Source organism: Promicromonospora sp. NPDC050262 (genome assembly GCF_040655935.1).
Taxonomy (GTDB): Bacteria; Actinomycetota; Actinomycetes; order Actinomycetales; family Cellulomonadaceae; genus Promicromonospora.
In genome coordinates this window covers 128,042-146,085 of the sequence record NZ_JBFAKX010000008.1, presented here as the reverse complement: position 1 = coordinate 146,085, position 18,044 = coordinate 128,042, and the positions used below count along the sequence as shown (strand labels likewise).

Below are 18,044 nucleotides of genomic sequence, written 5' to 3'. Positions count from 1 at the left end.
ACCGGTCAGGCGGCTGCGCACGGACGCGCGCCGCACGACCCGAGGAGCCCCCGGATGCGACGCAACCGACCTGCCGCGACGGCGCTGGCGGCGCTGACCGCCCTGCTCGTCCCCCTGCTGGCCGGGCCGCCGGCCGCCCAGGCGGCCACGGCCCCGCCGGCCCAGGCCTCAGCAGAACACGCCCCGCCCACCGAGTACGCCGGCGAGATCGAGGGCGCCGACTACCGCGTGCTGGTCCCCGAGGACTGGAACGGGACGCTGCTGCTCTTCAGCCACGGCAACTACCCGTCCGAGTACTTCGGCCAGGGCAACCCGGTGCCGCACCTGCTGGCCAACCAGCCCGCCTCGGAGGAGGCGCTCACCGACCGCGGGTACGCGCTGGCCGCCTCGCTCTTCCAGGGCGGCGGCCTCGACTTCACCGTCCCCACCGCCGTCCAGGACCAGTCGCGGCTGCTCGACTGGTTCGAGCAGCACGTGGGCGAGCCGGAGCGCACCTTCACCACCGGGGCCTCGATGGGCGCGGTCACGGCGATCAAGCACGCCGAGGCCGAGCCCGAGCGGATCGACGGCGTGCTCACGATCGGCGGCGCCATCGACGTGGTGGGCATGCTCGACGCGATCCTCGACGTGAACCTGGCCACGAGGACCCTGCTCACCGACGGCACCGACGGCGACGGCGACCCGATCGAGCTGGTGCACCCCACCAAGCCGGTGGCGAGCCGCGCCGCCCTGGCCGACGCGCTGACGGCCGCCCTGGAGACGCCGGAGGGACGCGCCCGGATCTCGCTCATCGCCTCCCTCAACACGATCACCGGCTGGTACGACGTGTCGCGCCCGGAGCCGGAGGACCTCCAGGAGTGGATCGACGGCCAGGCGCAGTGGCTCATCTGGGCCTACACGACCGGCCTGGGCCCCACGGCGCGCGTGGACTGGGAGAAGAAGCTGGGCGGCAACGCGTCGGCCTCCTTCGACGGCGACTGGGCGCACCGGCTGCGGCACTCCGGCGCGCTGCGCGAGGTGCGCCAGGCCTACGCCGAGGCCCCGGGCGCCGACCTGTCCGACGACCTCGCGGCACTCGCCGCGGAGCCGGTGATCGAGGCGGAGCCGGACGCCCGGGCGAACCTGGTGCGGCACCGCCCGGAGGGCACGACGCCGCAGCCGGTGCTCACCCTGCACACGACCGGTGACGGCGGGGCGCCGCCGTCGTACGAGCGGTCCTTCGGCGACCGGATCGCCGACGTCGGCCACCCGGGCCGGTACCGCAGCGTCTACGTGGAGCGCGGCGCCCACCTGACGGTCAGCGTCGCCGAGGAGCTCGTCGCACTACGGGCGCTCGAGCGCCGGGTCGAGACCGGGCGCTGGCCGTCGCTGAGCCCGAGGGCGCTGAACCGGGCCGCGTGGCGGCTCGGACCCGACTACTTCGGGATCTTCGACCCGGTGACCGGGGTGTCCCGGCACGAGCCCGCGTTCGCGCACTTCGTCCCGCCGCGCGCCGCCCGCCCGTCCTGGTGACCGGCCAGGTCCGCACCACGGAATCGTCCTCGGCATCGCCCGCACCCGACGTACTCTCGACGCATGACGATCGTGAGCCAGTACGAGGCGACACCTGCCGGGGGCGATTCCGCGGGAGCCGGCACCCCGCCGCCGTCGGGCACCGACGTCACCGCCGCCGTGCACGACGTCGCCCGGCGCGCCAAGGTCGCCTCGCGCACCCTGGCCACGGCCAACCGCATGACCAAGGACGCCGCGCTCGGCGCCGTCGCGGACGCTCTGGTGGCGGCCGCCGACGAGATCGTGGCCGCCAACGCCGAGGACCTGGAGCGCGGCCGCGCGAACGGGATGTCGGACGGCCTGCTGGACCGGCTCGCGCTGACCCCCGAGCGGATCGGGCAGATCGCGGCCGCGCTGCGCGACGTCGCCGGCCTGCCCGACCCGGTCGGCGAGGTCGTGCGCGGGCAGACCCTGCCGAACGGCCTGCGCCTGCGCCAGGTCCGTGTCCCGATGGGCGTGGTCGGCATGATCTACGAGGCCCGACCCAACGTGACCGTGGACGCCGCGGGCCTGGCCCTCAAGTCCGGCAACGCGGTGATCCTGCGCGGGGGCAGCGCGGCGGCGGCGTCCAACGCGGTGATCGTCGCGGTGATGCAGGGCGCCCTGGCGGCGCGCGGCCTGCCCGCCGACCTGGTCCAGTCGATCGACCCGTACGGCCGCGCGGGCGGCGTGGCGCTCATGCGGGCCCGCGGCCTGGTGGACGTGCTGATTCCGCGCGGCGGCGCCGACCTCATCCAGACCGTCGTGCGCGAGTCCCTCGTGCCGGTCATCGAGACGGGCGTGGGCAACGTGCACGTCTACGTGGACGCCACGGCCGACGTCGACATGGCCGTCGCGATCGTGATGAACGCCAAGACCCAGCGCGTCGGCGTGTGCAACGCGGCCGAGACGCTGCTCGTGCACGAGGACGCCGCCCCGGCCTTCCTCCCGGCGGCGCTCGCCGCGCTGGCCGACGCCGGCGTGGTGCTGCACGGCGACCCGGCAGCCCTGTCCTTTGCCCCGGAGGGAGCCACCGTGCTTCCCGCCACGGACGAGGACTGGGCAACGGAGTACCTCGCGCTGGAGCTCGGCGTGCGGGTGGTCCCGTCGCTGGACGAGGCGATCGAGCACATCCGCACCTGGTCCTCCGGGCACACCGAGGCCATCGTGACGCGGGACATCGCGGCGGCGGACCGGTTCGTCGCGGAGGTGGACTCCGCGGCGGTGATGGTGAACGCGTCGACCCGGTTCACCGACGGCGGCGAGCTCGGCCTGGGTGCCGAGATCGGCATCTCCACGCAAAAGCTGCATGCGCGCGGCCCCATGGGGCTGACCGAGCTGACCACCACGAAGTGGGTGGTCACGGGCGACGGCCACGTCAAGCCGTGAGAGCTCGTTGGCGTCCTGGAGACCTCCGCAGGATCTCCTTGCGACCCAGTGCCGCGGTGTGCCCGCCGCAATTCGTCCGTGAGAGACTAAAGCCCACCTGAGCTTGTTCGACTAGGAGGAACACCCGTGCTGCACACCGCCGTCCTGGCTGCCGAGGCCGCCTCGGAGCACGCCAACGAGCCGATCGCCCCGATCGCGCTCGGCCTGATCGCCTTCGGCGCACTCGTGGCCGCGCTGGTCGTCACGTACGCGTTCCGCAACGTCGGCAACCGGCACTGATCCATCTAGACGGGAGCCTGACGACCAGATGAGCGCACGCACCGCATGAGTGCCCCCACTGGGACCAGGCCGCGCATCGGGGTGATGGGCGGCACGTTCGATCCCATCCACCACGGTCACCTCGTCGCCGCGAGCGAGGCGGTCGCGCAGCTGGAGCTGGACGAGGTCGTCTTCGTTCCCACCGGCCGTCCGGGCTTCAAGCAGAAGCAGCGGGTCACCCCGGCGGAGCACCGCTATCTCATGACGGTGATCGCCACGGCGTCGAACCCGCGCTTCACGGTCAGCCGTGTGGACATCGACCGGGCGGGCCTCACCTACACGGTGGACACGCTCCGCGACCTGCGCACGCAGCGCCCGGACGCGGACCTGTACTTCATCTCGGGAGCGGACGCCATCCAGCAGATTCTCTCGTGGAAGGATGCCGAGAAGCTCTGGGACATGGCACACTTCGTCGCTGTCACACGGCCAGGGCACATGCTCACCGTGGACGGGCTTCCTCGGGACGGCGTGACGACACTCGAGGTTCCTGCACTAGCTATCTCCTCGACCGACTGTCGTCGTCGGGCCGAGGAGGGTTTGCCGGTCTGGTATCTGGTGCCTGACGGCGTGGTCCAGTACATCGCCAAGCACGGACTGTATCGAGGTCTTCACGATGAGTGACAACAAGGGTCGTCCCATGACGCGCCGCGAGATCCGCGAGCGTGAGGCTGCCGCCGCGGCTGCCGCCGCCGGTGGTGGTGCCGGCGGTGGTGCCTACCCGCCGCAGGGCGGTCAGCAGCCTCCGCACCGTGGCGCGCCCGCACCCGCCCCTGCTCCCGAGGGCGGCTGGTCGCCGAACCCGTCCAACCCGCCGGTCGCCCGGCCCCCGCAGGCGACGGGTGGCTCGCGCGGCGTGGACGCGACGGGCCGGCTCACGCCGGTGCAGCAGCCCGGTGGCAACCCGTCGCCCTTCGGCCCCGGTGGGGGCCAGGGCCGTCCGGGCGCTCCGTCCGGACCCGGTGGCCAGGGTGCCCCCGGCGGCCACGGTGCGCCCGGCGGGCCCGGCCAGCAGAGCGCCCCGCCGAGCCCCTTCGGCTCGCGCCCGGCGAGCGCACCCGTGCCGCCCGCGCCCCAGCAGGGCCGCGCGGCGCGGTTCGCGCCGCCCCAGGCGCCCGGCGCGCCCGCCGGCCCGGCCGACGTCGGCCAGACGACGCAGTGGGGACCGCCCGCGCCCGCCCCGGCCCCGCAGCAGCCGCCGTCGCCGTTCGGCGCCCGTCCTGGTGCGCCGACCGCGCCCGGGGCGCCCGGCGGCCTCGGTCAGCAGCGCCCGGGTGCGCCGGGCCGTCCGGCCGGTGCCCCGCCCAGCGGCGCCGTCTCGGGCGCCGCGCCCGCGCTTCCGTGGGAGGCCGGTGGCCCGGCAGCCCCGCCGTCGGTGCCCTCGGGCGGTGCGCCCGCGGCCCCCGGCTCGCCGTTCCCCGGACGTCGTGGCGCCCCGGGCGGTCAGCCCGTCCCCGGTGCCCCGGGTGGTCCCGGCTCCGGTCAGATCGGCGGCCCGGGGCAGATGGGTGGCCCCGGTCAGCAGCACCCCGGTGCGCCCGGCCAGTTCGGTGCCGGCCCCATCGCCCCGTCCCGTACCTCCCGCCGTGAGGCGGAGGAGGAGTGGGAGGAAGAGGACGAGGGACCGCAGTACACCTGGCTGCACTACATCATCCTGGTGGTCGTGGCGTTCGTGCTCGGCCTCCTGATCTGGAAGCTCGTGCTCGAGGGGGACAGCCCCGGGTACCCGACGGACCAGGCGGCGGCCCTGCTGGGCACCCTGCCGGGCGGGCTGCCCGGCTTCATGGGAGGTAATGCGGCATGACGGCGACCGAGCGGGCCACGGAGCTCGCGATCATCGCGGCGCGGGCGGCGAGCGACATCAAGGCGCAGGAGATCATCGCGCTCGACGTCAGCGAGCAGCTCGTGCTGACCGACGTCTTCCTCATCGCGTCGGGCGCCAGCGAGCGTCAGGTCTCCGCGATCGTCGACGCCGTCGAGGAGGCGCTCTTCAAGGAGGGTGTCAAGCCGATCCGGCGCGAGGGCAAGTCCGAGGCGCGGTGGGTGCTCATCGACTTCGGCGACGTGGTGGTGCACGTGCAGCACGCCGAGGACCGGACCTACTACGCGCTCGAGCGCCTGTGGAAGGACTGCCCGGCCATCCCGCTGCCCGAGGACGCCCAGGGCGGCGGCGACGCGGCGGAGTACCGCGACCCCGACGACGGCGCGATCCACCTGGCCGGGGACTCCCGCCTGTGACCGCAGGAACGATCGTGCTGCTGCGCCACGCGCGCACGGCATACAACGCCGGCCTGCGCCTGCAGGGCCAGATCGACATCCCGCTCGACGAGGTCGGCCGCTGGCAGGCGGAGCAGGGCGCCACGGCGCTGGCCGCGTCGCACAAGGCGTCCCTCGTGGTCTCCAGCGACCTGCAGCGGGCCCGGGACACGGCCGTCGCGTACGCACGGCACCTCGACCTGGAGGTCGTGACCGACGCCGGGCTGCGCGAGCGGTCGTTCGGCGAGTGGGAGGGGATGACCGACGCCGAGATCGCCGGGCGCTGGCCCGAGGAGCACGCCGTCTGGCGCAGCGGCGGCGAGCCCGAGGCGAACGGTGTGGAGTCCAAGGCGGTCACCGCCCGGCGCATGGAGGAGGCGGTGCTGCGGCATGCCGAGGCCCTGGGCTCGGGGGAGACGCTCGTGGTGGTCTCGCACGGATCGGCGATCACGCAGGCGATCACCCGCCTGCTGGGTCTCGAACCGGCGACGTGGCGCGGGCTGCACGGCCTGCACAACGTGCACTGGTCGCACCTGCGCGCCTCCGGGCCGGGGGCGGCCCCGGCGTGGCGCCTCGTCGCGCACAACGTGGGGGCCGGGTACCCGCTCGACACGTGGCAGTCCGGGCCAGAGGCGCGGCAGTGACCGAGCGCACTCCGGTTTGAATTTGGTCCCTGGCGTCGGTCTGCATAGACTAACGACGCTCGCCCGGCCGAACAGCTGGGAGAGACCAATCTGGGGCTGTGGCGCAGCTGGTAGCGCACCTGCATGGCATGCAGGGGGTCGGGGGTTCGAGTCCCCCCAGCTCCACCGATCGGAAGAGCCGGGACATCATGGATGTCCCGGCTCTTCTGTTTCCGCCCGTGCCGCGATGCCGGCGCCGCGGTCACGCCGGCGTGAGGAGACCCCCGGTCGTCGCCCGCGTCCGGTCGAGCCGCGCGCCGACGTCGGCCCAGTTCGCGAGGTTCCAGAACGCCTTCACGTACTCCGCCTTGACGTTGAGGTAGTCCAGGTAGAACGCGTGCTCCCACATGTCGAGCATGAGCAGCGGGGTAATCCCCAGCGGCACGTTCGCCTGCTGGTCGAAGAGCTGGAACACCAGCAGCCGCCCGCCGATGCTGTCCCAGCCGAGCACCGCCCAGCCCGAGCCCTGGATGCCGGTGGCCGTGGCGGCGAAGTGCGCCTGGAACGCCGCGAAGCTGCCGAACTGGTCGGCGATCGCCGCCGCGAGCTCGCCCGTGGGCTCCCCGCCGCCGTCGGGCGAGAGGTTGTTCCAGAACACGGTGTGGTTGGTGTGGCCGCCCAGGTTGAACGCGAGATTCTTCTCGTGCAGGTTCACCGCGGCCAGGTCGCCGCTCTCCCGGGCCCCGGCCAGCGCGTCGAGCGCGGCGTTGGCGCCGGCCACGTACGCGGCGTGGTGCTTGTCGTGGTGCAGCTCCATGATCCGCCCGCTGATGTGCGGTTCGAGCGCGGCGTAGTCATAGGGCAGGTCAGGCAGGGTGTAGACGGGCATTTCCGCGTCCTCTCGTCGAGTGCTTCCGACGCTAGAACCTCAACCGCGGTTCAGGTCAACGGACCTGGACGGGACGCGGTGGTGATCGTCGACACACCGGGTCGCACCCACGTGCGGGCTCGAGCCGGGGAACGAGAAAGGCCGCCGATCCGCACCCTCGTGCGAATCAGCGGCCTTCAGCGGGTGGAGCTGGGGGGACTCGAACCCCCGACCCCCTGCATGCCATGCAGGTGCGCTACCAGCTGCGCCACAGCCCCGAACAGCGTTCGCCCAGGTGGGCGAGCGCCGTCAGTCTAGACCGATCCCGGCCCGGAGACCAAAGCGGGGGTGCCGACCACCGTGAACGGCGCCCGCAGCAGGTCCGCGTCGCGCGACGACGAGCCGACGAGCAGCTCGAAACCGCCCGGCTCGACCACCCGGTCGCCGGCGCTGTTCACGATCGTGCAGTCCGCCACCGGCAGGTCGAGCTCGACCTCGACGCTCCGTCCGGCGGCGACGTCGACCTGGCGGTAGGCCTTGAGCTCCTTGTCGGTCCAGCTCACGGACGTCACGGTGTCGCTGACGTAGACCTGTACCGTCTCGCGCGCCGGGCGGGTCCCGGTGTTGGTCAGGGTCACCCGGGCGCGGACGGTGTCGTCCGGGCCCAGCTCGGCGTCCCGCACCGTGAGGTCGGAGTACTCCACCGTGCTGTAGGACAGGCCCTGGCCGAACACGAAGGCGGGCTCCTGCGTCAGGTCGGCGTACCGGGAGCCGTGCTGGCCGCGGATCTGGTTGTAGTACACCGGCTGCTGGCCCACGTGGCGGGTGAACGAGATCGGCAGCCGGCCCGACGGCTCGACCAGCCCGAGCAGCAGCTCGGCGACCGCCCGGCCACCCTCCATGCCCGGGTTCGCCGTCCAGATCACCGCTGCGGCGTTCAGCACGGACTCCGGCAGCACGAGTGGCTTGGACGCCATGACCACCACGACCATCGGCGTCCCGGTCGCGGCCAGCGCGTCCAGGAGGGCGACCTGCCCGCCCACGAGCTCCAGCGTCGCGGTGGACTTGTACTCGCCGACCAGCTCGACCTGGTCGCCGACCACGGCCACGACGTGGTCGGCGGCCTGCGCCTGGGCCACGGCCTCGGCGATCAGCTCGGGGTCGGGGTCGCGGGGGACGGCGATCTTGGGGCGGGGCTGGCCGTCGGGCAAGGTGTCGCCCTCGGGCGGCGAGACCAGCGTGACGATCTCGGCGCCGAGCGCACTGGTGACCGTCCAGTCCTGCGGCGTCAGGGTGCGCAGCCCGTCGAGCACGGTGGTGATCATGTCCCGCGGGTGCCCGTCGGGCAGCCAGTCGGCCTGGCCCGAGCTGCCGGCCCAGTCGCCGAGCTGGGCCTGGGCGGCATCGGCCAGCGGCCCGACGACGGCGATGCGCCGGGGCCGGTCGTCCGCGGGACCGGCCGCGCGGCCGCCGTCGTCGACGCCGGTGAAGCCGCCGGCGAACGGGAGCGCGGCGTCGGTGTTGCGCAGCAGGACCAGCGACCGCCGCGCGACGTCGAGGTTCACGGCGGCGTGCGCGGCGGAGCCGATGAGCGCCCCGTCGCGGTCGAGGGTGGGCCGGCGCGGGTTCTCGAACAGGCCGAGCTCGAACTTCAGCGTCAGGATCCGGGCCACGGCGCGGTCGAGGTCGGACTCGGCGAGCAGGCCCTGGTCGATGGCCTCCTGGGCGCCCTCGAAGAACTGCGGGGTGGTCATCACCATGTCGTTGCCGGCCCGGACGGCAGCCGCCGCGGCGTGGGCGTGGTCGGGCTGGACCTTCTGCTCCCAGACCATGCGGCCCACGTTGTCCCAGTCGGTGATCAGCGTGCCGGTGTAGCCCCACTCACCGCGCAGCACGTCGTTGAGCAGCCAGTCGTTGATCGTGATCGGCACGCCGTCCATCGACTGGTAGCCCAGCATGAGGGTCGCGCAGCCCTCCTTGGCGACCCGTTCGAACGGGGGCAGGAACCAGGACCGCAGCTTGCGCCGGGAGATGTCCGCCTCGGACGCGTCGCGCCCGCCCTGCGTCTCGGAGTACCCCGCGAAGTGCTTGGCGGTGGCCAGGATCGCCGTCGGGTCGGACAGGCCGGAGCCCTGGTAGCCGCGCACCATCGCCGAGGCGAGCTCGCCGATCAGGTACGGGTCCTCGCCGAACGTCTCGTCCACCCGCCCCCAGCGCAGGTCGCGGGCGATGCACAGCACCGGGCTGAAGGTCCAGTGCACACCGGTCGCGGACGCCTCGACGGCGGTGATCCGCGCGGCCTGCTCCACCAGCGCGGGGTCCCAGGTCGCGGCCATCCCGAGCTGCGTCGGGAAGATGGTCGCGCCCTCGAAGAACGAGTGCCCGTGGATGCAGTCCTCGCCCACCAGCAGCGGGATGCGAAGCCGGGTCTGCTCCACCAGGTCGTGCGCGAGGCCCACCCGGTGCGGCGAGGTGTGCAGGATCGATCCCACGTGCTTGCGCAGGATGTCGCCCTCGTAGTCACCGCGGGCGTCGAGCTGGAGCATCTGCCCCACCTTCTCCGCCACGGACATCCGGGCCAGCAGGTCGGCCACCCGCTCCGCGACGGGGAGGCCGGGGTCGAGGTAGGCCTGTGCCGGGGCGGACGTGTCGTGGACGCTGGTCATCGGGCGCTCCTGTCGGTCTGTGTTCGCACGCCGGAAACCTACCAGTCGCTAGGTAAGGGCCGCTGGGTCGTTCACATGCTGTGGTCCGGCCCGCCGGCCGGCCGCTACTGTCCCTGGTACGGAACCTTCCGATCCGGGGCCCTCGGTACGGGGCCGACGCCGGATCCCCGACCCGCGAGGTGCCCATGGCCGACAAGACCGACCTCAAGAAGACCCTCGACGCCTACCAGGCCAAGCGGGACCAGTTCCGGGTCGTCGACGTGCCCGACCTGCGCTATCTGATGATCGACGGGCACGGCGACCCGAACACCTCGCCGGCCTTCACCGAGGCGGTCGAGGCGCTGTACCCCGTGGCCTACACCCTCAAGTTCGCCAGCAAGCGCGAGCTCGGGCGCGACTACGTCGTCATGCCGCTGGAGGGCCAGTGGTGGGCCGAGGACATGGACGCCTTCACGACGGCGCGCGACAAGTCCCGCTGGGACTGGACGCTGCTGATCCTGGTCCCGGACTGGACGGACCAGGAGGCCTTCGCCGCCGCGGTGGAGCAGGTCCGGGCCAAGGGCGGCCCGGCCCGGCTCGACGACGTCCGCCTGGAGACCCTGTCCGAGGGGCGCTGCGTGCAGACGCTGCACGTCGGTTCCTTCGACGCCGAGGCGGCCACGCTCGCGCGGATGCACGACGAGTTCATCCCGGCCCACGGCCTGCGCAGGACGGGCAGGCACCACGAGATCTACCTCAGCGACTTCCGCAGGGTCGCGCCGGAGAAGCAGCGCACGATCCTCCGGCAGCCGGTCGAGCCGGTCGAGGCCTCCGCTGGGTAGCGCGGTTCGGTCCTCGGTCCCTCAGCGACCGGCTTCCACGGTGTCGGCTCCGACGGCGTCGGCCAGTGCGCGGACCACCGCGCGTGGCGCCGCGTGGGTGCGCACCTCGACCCGGTGCACCAGCCGCGGGGCGCCGATCGGCACGACGGCAAGTCCGGCGGTCGGCACGCCCGCCGGTGCGGCGTGCAGCCCGTGGCCGGCGCGGACGAGCGCCGCGACGGTGTGCGCCGAGGCGCCGGAGTAGGCGGCGCCCCGGCGCAGCGGGAGCCGGGCCGCGGACGCCAGCTCCGCCGTCGAGCAGGTGGTGCCGACCGTGTCGAGCCAGCGGGCGTCGACGAGTGCGGCCAGGTCGAGGCGCTCGCGTGCCGCCAACGGGTGGTCGGCCGGGAGGAGCACGGCGATCGGCGCCTCCGCCATGACCCGGACCTCCAGCTCCGGGCTGGATCCGGGCAGCGGGTCGCCCGGTGCGGCGATCCCGTCGACGACGGCGACGTCGGCCCGGCCCGCGGTGAGCGCGGCGCTCGCGCCTGCGGCGTCGTCCACCGTGACGGCGGCGAGCCGGCCGCCCATCGGTGCGAGGTGCTCCGTGGCCGGGGTGAGTGCCACCGAGACGGGCGCGTCCTGGTCGCGTCCGAGCACGCGTCCGACGGCGGCGCGTGCGGCCTGCTCGTGCGCCAGGATCTGCCGGGCGTGCCGCAGGAACTCCAGGCCGGCGGGGGTTGGGGTGACGGTGGGGCGCCGGGTCAGCAGCGGCGTGCCCGCCGCCCGCTCGAGCCCGGCGACGTGCTGCGAGACGGCGGACTGGGTGAATCCCAGCCGGGTCGCGGCGCTGGAGAAGGAGCCGGTCTCGGCGACGGTGGCCAGGCTGAGCAGGGCACGGGTGTCCACGAGGCCCAGTATCCCGCGTGCATCAGCAATCCTGATCCCGGCATCGCCGATCATCGTTGGACGTGATGCTCGGACGGGCTCCAGCATGAGTGCATGAGTCCAGCACGCATCGCTCTCGTCGGCGACCGCTCCACGGCGGTCCGGGCCCACGAGCGGATCCCGCAGATCGCCGCCCGGTACGACGACGTCGACCTGCACTGGCTGGCGACCACCGACCTGGTGCCCCACGAGGCCGCGGCGTTCGACGGCGTCTGGGTAGTCCCGGGGTCGCCGTACGCCGACGAGGACCGCGTGATCGATGCGATCCGGGCCGCCCGGATCGGCGGCGTGCCGCTGCTCGGCACGTGCGGCGGTTACCAGCACATGGTGCTGGAGCTCGCGCGCAACGTGGCGGGGCTCGCGGCGCGGCACGCGGAGAGCGCGGGCGGTGGTGGGGGCGGTCGGGCGGCCGGCGGTCCGGCGTCGTCCGCGCTGATCACCGAGCTGGCCTGCTCGCTGAAAGGGCGCAGCGGCCAGGTCGACACCCAGCCCGGCACGCGGGCGTCGGCGGCCCTCGGCGAACGGAGCTTCGAGCGCTTCCACTGCTCCTTCGGGTTGACGGTCGCCGACGCCGCGCCGCTGGTCGAGGCCGGGCTGGTGCTGTCCGGGACGAGCCCCGAGGGCGAACCGCGCGTGGTCGAGCTGCCGGGGGAGGCGTTCTGGCTGGGCACCGCGTTCCAGCCCGAGCTCGCGGACGCACAGCCTCACCCCGTGGTCGACGCGTTCGTGACGGCGGCCCGCGAGCGGGCAGAGGCGGGCCGATGAGGTACGTGACCGTGCCGGGGTACGGCGGCTCCGGCGTCGAGCACTGGCAGACGCACTGGGAGCGCGATCTGCCCGCGACCAGGTTCCGGCCGGCGTCGTGGGACACCCCCGACGCCCGCGACTGGGCCGACGCACTGGACCGCGTGGTGGCGGACGGCGAGGGGCCGGTGGTCCTCCTGGCGCACAGCCTGGGCTGCCTCGCGGTCGCCTCGTGGCTGGCGGAGGTCCCGCGACGGGACGGCCGCGGGTCGGGCGGGCGCCGGCCGGACGGGCGCGAGCCGGGCGAGGTGGCCGGCGCGCTGCTCGTGGCCGTCCCCGACCCGGCCGGGCCGGCGTTCCCGGCCGGTGCCACGGCGGGTGGGTTCCGGGCGGTCCGACGCCGGCTGCCGGTGCCGGTCACCGTCGTCGTCTCGGACGACGACCCCTACGCGTCCCCCACCTGGGTGCGGGGCCTGGCGGCGGTCTGGGGAGCCGAGGCGGTCGGGATCGGCCCGGCCGGGCACGTGAACGGCGCGAGCGGGCTCGGTGTCTGGCCCGCGGGGCGGGAGATCTTGCGTCACCTTGTCCGTCCACGGCCTCCGGCCAGCGCGACGAGCGCCGCCGCCACGAGCGCGACGGCTGATACGGCGAACGCCGTCGTGTAGCCGGCCGCGGTGGGCAGCCCGGTGCCCGCGAGCGTCGTCGCGCCGACGACGGCGGTCGCGACCTGCGCCCCGAGGGAGCCGCCGATGGTCCGCACGATGGTGTTCACGCCCGTGGCCTCCCCGGTCTCGTGCAGTTCGACGGCGCCGACCACCACGTTGGCGAGCGACGAGAAGGCGAAGCCGATGCCGACGCCCAGCACGCCGGCTCCCGTGGCGACGGCCCAGGGGTGCTGGTGCCCCACGGCGAAGGCCGCGAAGCCGACCGCGCCGATGGCGCAGGCCGCGACCAGCGTCGCGGTGAACCCGATGCGCGGGCCCAGGCGCCCGGCGAGCGGTCCGGCGAAGAGCATGGTCACGGCCATGGGCAGGAGGTAGAGCCCCGACTCGGTCACGGTGGCGCCGAACCCGTACCCCGCCTCCGCGGGGGTCTGGACGAGCTGCGGCACCAGGGTGAACGCGCCGTACATGCCGAAGCCGATGATCAGGGCGGTGAGGTTCGCGGTGACGAGCGTCCGGCGGCGCAGCACGCGCAGGTCGACCAGCGGCGCGCTCAGGCGCGACTCCAGCACCACGAAGCCGGCGAACGCGGCGACCGCCACGGCGGCCAGGGCGACGACGACGCCGGGTGCCCACAGGCGGGACTGGCTGATCGCCAGCAGCAGGGCCGTGAGCGTGACGGTCAGCACGCCGCCGCCGGCCCAGTCGACCCGGCCGCCGAGCCCCGGGAGGTCGCGGGCGACGAACACCGCGACCGCGACCAGGGCGAGGACGACCACGACGAGCGCGGCCCAGAACAGCCACGGCCAGCCGAGCGCGTCGATGATCGGGCCGGGCACCACCAGGCCCACCCCGAAGCCGATGCCGAAGATCGCGCTGACGGTGCCGATCGCCACGGGCACGCGGTCCCGCGGGAACGTCTCGCGCACGATCCCGAACGCCAGCGGGAACGTCCCGGCGCCCAGCCCCTGCACCGCTCGGGCGGCGACGAGCACGCCGATCGACCCGGGCAGCGCACCGGCGAGGGCGGCCAGCAGCGTCCCGGCCGCGAGGATCGCCAGGCTCACGAGCAGCAGGCGGCGCTTGCCGAACATGTCGCCCAGGCGGCCGATGAGCACCGTGCCCACCGACGACGTGAGCAGGAACGAGCTGATCAGCCACGCCGTCGTCGTCGGCGAGACGTCGAGCTCTCGCTGCAGGTCGGGCAGCGCCGGCACGACCATGGTCTGCAGCAGGGAGAACGAGAGCACCGCCAGCAGCAGCGCGACGAACGGTCCGGCGGTGCCCTGGCGGGCCGCCTCACGAATTGATGTCATAGCGACATCATTACATCATGTAACGACTGGCTGATAGTGTCGCCCCGTGGAACAACCCGCGGGCCGACCCCCGACGCTGCTGGGCCTGCCCTCCTATCTCGCCGGGCATGTCTCGCGCATCGGCCACCGCGCGCTCGTCGCGGACCTCGCGCGGCACGGGCTCCGGCTGCCGCACTTCGCGGTGCTCACGGGGCTGCACGACCTCGGCCCGCTCAGCCAGCACGAGCTCGCCGACCGGCTCGGCCTCAACCGCAGTCACCTGGTCGGTTACCTCGACCGGCTCGAGGCGGCGGGCCTGGTCAGCCGGGTCCGCGACCCGGGGGACCGCCGCCGTCAGCAGGTACGGCTCGAACCCCCGGGCGAGCGCCTCGCGGCCGAGCTGATCGAGGGCGCCCGCGTCGGCGAGGCGGCCGACCTGGCCGTGCTCAGCACGGAGGAGCTGGCGACGCTGACGGACCTCCTGCGCCGGGTCCTGCTCGCCGACGACGCCGCGGCCGACTCAGCGAGCGTGCCGCCCGCCGGCGACTGACGGCGACCGGCGGCGAGCGGCGGTGCCAGCCGGGACGCTCAGCCCCGCAGCTCCTCCACGGAGGCACCCGGCTGCTCGGTGAGCTCGGCGGCGTCCTGCGTCGCGGCCCAGGAGGCCAGCAGGGCCAGGCCGTCCGCCGCCGGCGAGCCGGCCGGCGCGGTGTAGACGTTCAGCACCAGCCCCGGCTCCGACGGGAGCTCCATCGACTCGAAGGTCAGGTCGAGCTGCCCCACCACGGGATGCCGCAGCCGCTTGAACCCGCTGCGGTGCAGGCGCACGTCGTGCGAGGCCCAGCGCCGGCGGAACAGCTCGCTCCGCGTGGAGAGCTCGCCGACGAGCTCGATCAGCGCCGGGTCGTGCGGGTTGCGCCCCGCCTCCAGGCGAAGGTACGAGGCGGAGTCCTTGGCGATCCGCTCCCAGTCGACGAAGAAGTCCCGGGCGGCGGGGTCCAGGTAGACGAACCGCGCGGTGTTCGCCGGACGGCGCGGGTCGGCGAGGACCGGCGCGTACAGGGCGCGAGCCAGGCGGTTCATCGCGACGATGTCGTGGCGCCCGTTGCGCACCCACGCGGGCGCGTCGCTGATCGCGTCGAGCACCTGCTGGACGGCGGGGCGCACCGTCGTCGGCGCCCGGCCCCGCCGGGCCTTGCCCGAGCCCGCCGAGCGGGCCAGCGTGAACAGGTGCTCGCGCTCCGCCTCGTCGAGCTGCAGCGCCCCGACCAGGGCGTCCAGCACGCCGTCCGAGGCGCCGGACAGGTTCCCGCGCTCCATCCGCACGTAGTAGTCGACCGAGACGCCGGCCAGCATCGCGACCTCCTCGCGGCGCAGGCCCTTGACCCGCCGGTTGCCGCCGTAGGCGGGCAGCCCGGCCTGCTCGGGCGTGAGGCGGGCCCGCCGCGAGCTGAGGAACTCGCGGACCTCGGCGCGGTGGTCGATCTGTCCCATGCCCCCACGGTAAGCCGACCCCTGCCGCCGTGGGAGGCACTGGCGTTACCCGGAACGACCGGGACTCCCCGGGGCGCGCGCCACGCGGTGTGCTGGGTGCGACGCACCAGGAGAGGCAGCATGCACACCACGGCAGCACCCCGCGTGGGCACCCCCACGACGACCGGCACCACGGCGATCCTCGCCGTCATCCTCATCAGCTACTTCATGATCCTGCTCGACAACTCCGTGATCTTCACGGGCCTGCCGAGCATCCGCGCCGACCTCGGCCTCGACCCCGCCACGCTCTCCTGGGTGCAGGACGCCTACACCCTCGTGTTCGGCGGCCTCCTCCTGCTCGGCGCCCGCGCCGGCGACCTCCTGGGCCGACGGCGCCTCCTCGTCGCGGGGCTGGCGGTCTTCGGCACCGCCTCGCTGCTCATCGGGCTCGCCCCCACCGGCTGGTGGATGATCGCCGCGCGCGCCCTGCAGGGGGTCGGCGCCGCCGTCGTCGCCCCCACCTCCCTCGCTCTGATCACCGCGCACTTCGAGGGCCCCGCCCGGGCCCGCGCGGTCGCCTGGTACAGCGCGACCGCCGGGATCGGCGCCAGCCTCGGGCTGGTGGTCGGCGGGGCGCTCGCGGACTGGGTCTCGTGGCGCGCGGCGTTCCTCGTCAACGTGCCGATCGCGGTGGTCATGATCGTCGTGGCCCGGCGGGTCCTGGCCGAGACCGAGCGGCGCCCCGGCCGCTTCGACGCCGGCGGCGCGGCCGCCGCGACCCTCGGCACGGGCGCGCTCGTGCTCGGGATCATCGAGTCGGGCGAGCGCGGCTGGGCCTCGCCCGTGACCCTGGGCGCGCTCGCGGCGGGCCTGGTGCTGCTGACCGTCCTGGTGCTGCACGAGGCACGGACGGCCCACCCGATCATGCCCCTGCGGCTCTTCCGCAGCCGGGAGCGCAGCGGTGCCTACGCCGCCCGGCTGCTCTTCCTGGGCGCCATGATCGGGTTCTTCTACTTCACCACCCAGTACCTCCAGGACGTGCTCGGCCTCAGCCCGCTGCAGGCCGGCCTCGGGTTCTTCCCGATGACGCTGGTCAACTTCGTCGTGGCGCTGGCCGTCCCGCGGCTGCTGCGTAGGATCCCCGGCGCCGTGCTGCTGGCCGGTGGCCTGGCGCTCGCGCTCGCCGGCCTGGCCTGGCTGAGCCGCGTCGGCCCGGACGACGCCTACCTCACCGCCGTCGCCCTCCCGATGCTCCTCGTCGGGGCCGGTCAGGGCTTCGCCTTCGCGCCGCTGACGAGCTCCGGCATCGCCGGGGTCGCGCCCGAGGACGCCGGGGCGGCGTCCGGCCTCGTCAACACCGCCCACCAGCTCGGCATGGCGCTCGGCCTGGGCGTCCTCGTCGCGGTCGCGGCGCACGCCGGCGGCGGGTCGGACGCCGCGGGGTCCGGTGCCGGTCCGGATGCGGCCGCGCAGGTCGCCGTGCAGGTCAGCGCGGCTCTGACCGGTGCCACGGTGCTGGTCGCGCTGGCGCTGGTCGTGGTGCTGGTGGTGCTCCTGCCGGCGCGGCGACCGCGCGCCTGACCGGCTGGCCGACCGGCCACACGGCCGCCGTCGTCCGCCCTGGCATCCACCCTGGGGACGACGACGGCGTCCACCCTGGGCCCGATGCCGGCGGCGGCTCTGCTCGCTAGCGTCGTGGCCATGACCTCGACCGCCCGGAGCGCAGCCGACCGGACCACGACCACCCCGACCCGCTCCGCCCGCGCGGGCCTGTCCCACCCGGTGGCGCGCGCCGGGGTCGTCGTGGTCCTGAGCTTCGTGCTGGGCGGGCTGACGTCGTACGCCCAGGGGTTCCTGCCGGACGCGTTCGCGTCGTTCGCCAACTCGGCCAGCGGCTGGACGGTGCTCACGGCCCTGCTCGTCTTCTGGTCCCGGCTGCGCACCGCGCCCGCCGCGGTGCTCGGCGCGGTGAGCTTCGTGCTGCTCGTGCTCGGGTACACGGTGGCGTCCCAGGTGCGGGGCTACATGTACGACCCGCTCCTGTTCTCGGCGGTGGGCGTGGTGGCCGGCCCGTTCGTGGGCGTCGCCGCGTCCTGGCTGCGTGCCACCGGCGTCCGGGCGGCGCTCGGCACCGCCCTGCTCGCGGGCATCGGGGTGGGGGAGTCGGTGTACGGGCTGACGGTGGTCCGGGAGACGACCAGCCCCGTCTACTGGACGGTGATCGGCGTCGCCGGGCTCGCGCTCCTGGTGGGGCTGCTCGTGCGCCGGGTCCGCGGCACGCTGCCGGTGGGCCTGGCCGCGGGAGGCACGGTGCTGGTCGCGGCGGCCTTCTACCTCGCCTACTCGAGCCTGTAGGAGTCTCCGGCTTGTCGGCGTCGCCTCGGAGCGGCGGTCTGCCCGGCTGGTCGCGGCCTAGGCCGCGACCGCCGAGTGCGTGGGGCCCGGTTCCTGTGTTCCGGGCAGGGTCGTCGCTGG

The 18,044-nt window shown here is 74.3% G+C and carries 18 protein-coding genes and 2 tRNA genes; 14 read left to right on the top strand and 6 right to left on the bottom strand.

Translation table 11 applies throughout. From position 1 onward, the window contains the following. Positions 1–54: 54 nt before the first annotated feature. The 8 genes from AB0I29_RS14410 to AB0I29_RS14375 all read left to right on the top strand — a co-directional run bounded on the left by AB0I29_RS14410 (position 55) and on the right by AB0I29_RS14375 (position 6,299). Positions 55–1,512: a hypothetical protein gene (locus AB0I29_RS14410; protein WP_357482391.1), complete on the top strand. Its 1,458-nt coding sequence runs from the start codon at positions 55–57 to the stop codon at positions 1,510–1,512. Between the two features lie 63 nt (positions 1,513–1,575). Further along, positions 1,576–2,919 (top strand): glutamate-5-semialdehyde dehydrogenase, encoded by a 1,344-nt coding sequence (locus AB0I29_RS14405; RefSeq protein WP_285108611.1) that lies wholly within the window; start codon positions 1,576–1,578, stop codon positions 2,917–2,919. A 126-nt stretch (positions 2,920–3,045) separates the two neighbouring features. Beyond that, on the top strand, positions 3,046–3,198 hold the full coding sequence (locus AB0I29_RS14400; protein ID WP_285108609.1) for a hypothetical protein: 153 nt from the start codon (positions 3,046–3,048) through the stop codon (positions 3,196–3,198). Positions 3,199–3,243: 45 nt separating this feature from the next. Then, on the top strand, positions 3,244–3,858 hold the full coding sequence (gene nadD, locus AB0I29_RS14395; RefSeq protein WP_285108607.1) for a nicotinate-nucleotide adenylyltransferase: 615 nt from the start codon (positions 3,244–3,246) through the stop codon (positions 3,856–3,858). After that, entirely contained in the window at positions 3,851–5,038 is a 1,188-nt protein-coding gene (locus AB0I29_RS14390; RefSeq protein ID WP_357482388.1) for a hypothetical protein, read from the top strand. The genes nadD and AB0I29_RS14390 overlap by 8 nt, the downstream gene beginning before the upstream one ends. Beyond that, positions 5,035–5,472 carry a ribosome silencing factor gene (gene rsfS / locus AB0I29_RS14385; RefSeq protein WP_285107939.1) on the top strand — a complete coding sequence of 146 codons (438 nt, stop codon included), beginning with the start codon at positions 5,035–5,037 and terminating at the stop codon, positions 5,470–5,472. Before AB0I29_RS14390 ends, rsfS begins: the two co-directional genes overlap by 4 nt. Continuing rightward, on the top strand, positions 5,469–6,134 hold the full coding sequence (locus AB0I29_RS14380; RefSeq protein ID WP_357482385.1) for a histidine phosphatase family protein: 666 nt from the start codon (positions 5,469–5,471) through the stop codon (positions 6,132–6,134). Before rsfS ends, AB0I29_RS14380 begins: the two co-directional genes overlap by 4 nt. A gap of 92 nt (positions 6,135–6,226) precedes the next feature. Beyond that, positions 6,227–6,299 (top strand) — tRNA-Ala (locus tag AB0I29_RS14375). 76 nt (positions 6,300–6,375) lie between these two features. Here the strand turns inward: AB0I29_RS14375 and AB0I29_RS14370 are convergent. The 3 genes from AB0I29_RS14370 to AB0I29_RS14360 form a co-directional block, all read right to left on the bottom strand. After that, a complete protein-coding gene (locus AB0I29_RS14370; protein WP_357482383.1) occupies positions 6,376–7,002 on the bottom strand; it encodes a superoxide dismutase in 627 nt (208 codons plus the stop codon). A 184-nt stretch (positions 7,003–7,186) separates the two neighbouring features. Continuing rightward, positions 7,187–7,259 (bottom strand) — tRNA-Ala (locus tag AB0I29_RS14365). Positions 7,260–7,295: 36 nt separating this feature from the next. Beyond that, entirely contained in the window at positions 7,296–9,647 is a 2,352-nt protein-coding gene (locus tag AB0I29_RS14360) for a glycoside hydrolase family 3 N-terminal domain-containing protein (RefSeq protein ID WP_357482381.1), read from the bottom strand. Between the two features lie 185 nt (positions 9,648–9,832). Here AB0I29_RS14360 and AB0I29_RS14355 point away from each other — a divergent pair, with 185 nt between their 5' ends. After that, entirely contained in the window at positions 9,833–10,468 is a 636-nt protein-coding gene (locus AB0I29_RS14355) for a GyrI-like domain-containing protein (RefSeq protein ID WP_285107945.1), read from the top strand. Between the two features lie 21 nt (positions 10,469–10,489). Here AB0I29_RS14355 and AB0I29_RS14350 read toward each other — a convergent pair whose 3' ends face one another. Then, positions 10,490–11,356: a LysR family transcriptional regulator gene (locus AB0I29_RS14350; protein WP_357482379.1), complete on the bottom strand. Its 867-nt coding sequence runs from the start codon at positions 11,354–11,356 to the stop codon at positions 10,490–10,492. A gap of 93 nt (positions 11,357–11,449) precedes the next feature. Between AB0I29_RS14350 and AB0I29_RS14345 the strand changes: the two genes are divergently transcribed. Both AB0I29_RS14345 and AB0I29_RS14340 read left to right on the top strand, forming a co-directional pair. Then, on the top strand, positions 11,450–12,160 hold the full coding sequence (locus AB0I29_RS14345) for a hypothetical protein (RefSeq protein WP_357482377.1): 711 nt from the start codon (positions 11,450–11,452) through the stop codon (positions 12,158–12,160). Further along, the gene (locus AB0I29_RS14340) at positions 12,157–12,804 is read left to right on the top strand and encodes an alpha/beta hydrolase (protein WP_357482375.1); all 648 of its coding nucleotides are present in this window, start codon (positions 12,157–12,159) and stop codon (positions 12,802–12,804) included. Before AB0I29_RS14345 ends, AB0I29_RS14340 begins: the two co-directional genes overlap by 4 nt. Here AB0I29_RS14340 and AB0I29_RS14335 read toward each other — a convergent pair. After that, entirely contained in the window at positions 12,717–14,117 is a 1,401-nt protein-coding gene (locus tag AB0I29_RS14335; protein ID WP_357482373.1) for an MFS transporter, read from the bottom strand. The genes AB0I29_RS14340 and AB0I29_RS14335 overlap by 88 nt on opposite strands. A gap of 46 nt (positions 14,118–14,163) precedes the next feature. On the opposite strand from AB0I29_RS14335, the gene AB0I29_RS14330 reads away from it, so the two are divergent. Beyond that, complete coding sequence (locus AB0I29_RS14330) at positions 14,164–14,646, top strand: MarR family transcriptional regulator (RefSeq protein ID WP_357482371.1); 483 nt, start codon at positions 14,164–14,166, stop codon at positions 14,644–14,646. 38 nt (positions 14,647–14,684) lie between these two features. Here the strand turns inward: AB0I29_RS14330 and AB0I29_RS14325 are convergent, their stop codons facing one another. After that, positions 14,685–15,590: a helix-turn-helix transcriptional regulator gene (locus AB0I29_RS14325; protein WP_285107957.1), complete on the bottom strand. Its 906-nt coding sequence runs from the start codon at positions 15,588–15,590 to the stop codon at positions 14,685–14,687. Positions 15,591–15,710: 120 nt separating this feature from the next. Between AB0I29_RS14325 and AB0I29_RS14320 the strand changes: the two genes are divergently transcribed. Both AB0I29_RS14320 and AB0I29_RS14315 read left to right on the top strand, forming a co-directional pair. Next, complete coding sequence (locus tag AB0I29_RS14320) at positions 15,711–17,150, top strand: MFS transporter (protein ID WP_357482369.1); 1,440 nt, start codon at positions 15,711–15,713, stop codon at positions 17,148–17,150. A gap of 120 nt (positions 17,151–17,270) precedes the next feature. Next, positions 17,271–17,924 carry a DUF6518 family protein gene (locus AB0I29_RS14315; RefSeq protein WP_357482367.1) on the top strand — a complete coding sequence of 218 codons (654 nt, stop codon included), beginning with the start codon at positions 17,271–17,273 and terminating at the stop codon, positions 17,922–17,924. The last annotated feature ends 120 nt before the right edge of the window (positions 17,925–18,044 follow it).

Bases quoted from the DNA above. Each gene is read 5' to 3' on its own strand.
- AB0I29_RS14410 (WP_357482391.1), top strand. From the start codon at position 55: ATGCGACGCAACCGACCTGCCGCGACGGCGCTGGCGGCGCTGACCGCC.
- AB0I29_RS14405 (WP_285108611.1), top strand. From the start codon at position 1,576: ATGACGATCGTGAGCCAGTACGAGGCGACACCTGCCGGGGGCGATTCC.
- nadD (WP_285108607.1), top strand. From the start codon at position 3,244: ATGAGTGCCCCCACTGGGACCAGGCCGCGCATCGGGGTGATGGGCGGC.
- AB0I29_RS14390 (WP_357482388.1), top strand. From the start codon at position 3,851: ATGAGTGACAACAAGGGTCGTCCCATGACGCGCCGCGAGATCCGCGAG.
- rsfS (WP_285107939.1), top strand. From the start codon at position 5,035: ATGACGGCGACCGAGCGGGCCACGGAGCTCGCGATCATCGCGGCGCGG.
- AB0I29_RS14370 (WP_357482383.1), bottom strand. From the start codon at position 7,002: ATGCCCGTCTACACCCTGCCTGACCTGCCCTATGACTACGCCGCGCTC.
- AB0I29_RS14360 (WP_357482381.1), bottom strand. From the start codon at position 9,647: ATGACCAGCGTCCACGACACGTCCGCCCCGGCACAGGCCTACCTCGAC.
- AB0I29_RS14355 (WP_285107945.1), top strand. From the start codon at position 9,833: ATGGCCGACAAGACCGACCTCAAGAAGACCCTCGACGCCTACCAGGCC.
- AB0I29_RS14345 (WP_357482377.1), top strand. From the start codon at position 11,450: ATGAGTCCAGCACGCATCGCTCTCGTCGGCGACCGCTCCACGGCGGTC.
- AB0I29_RS14340 (WP_357482375.1), top strand. From the start codon at position 12,157: ATGAGGTACGTGACCGTGCCGGGGTACGGCGGCTCCGGCGTCGAGCAC.
- AB0I29_RS14335 (WP_357482373.1), bottom strand. From the start codon at position 14,117: ATGACATCAATTCGTGAGGCGGCCCGCCAGGGCACCGCCGGACCGTTC.
- AB0I29_RS14325 (WP_285107957.1), bottom strand. From the start codon at position 15,590: ATGGGACAGATCGACCACCGCGCCGAGGTCCGCGAGTTCCTCAGCTCG.
- AB0I29_RS14320 (WP_357482369.1), top strand. From the start codon at position 15,711: ATGCACACCACGGCAGCACCCCGCGTGGGCACCCCCACGACGACCGGC.
- AB0I29_RS14315 (WP_357482367.1), top strand. From the start codon at position 17,271: ATGACCTCGACCGCCCGGAGCGCAGCCGACCGGACCACGACCACCCCG.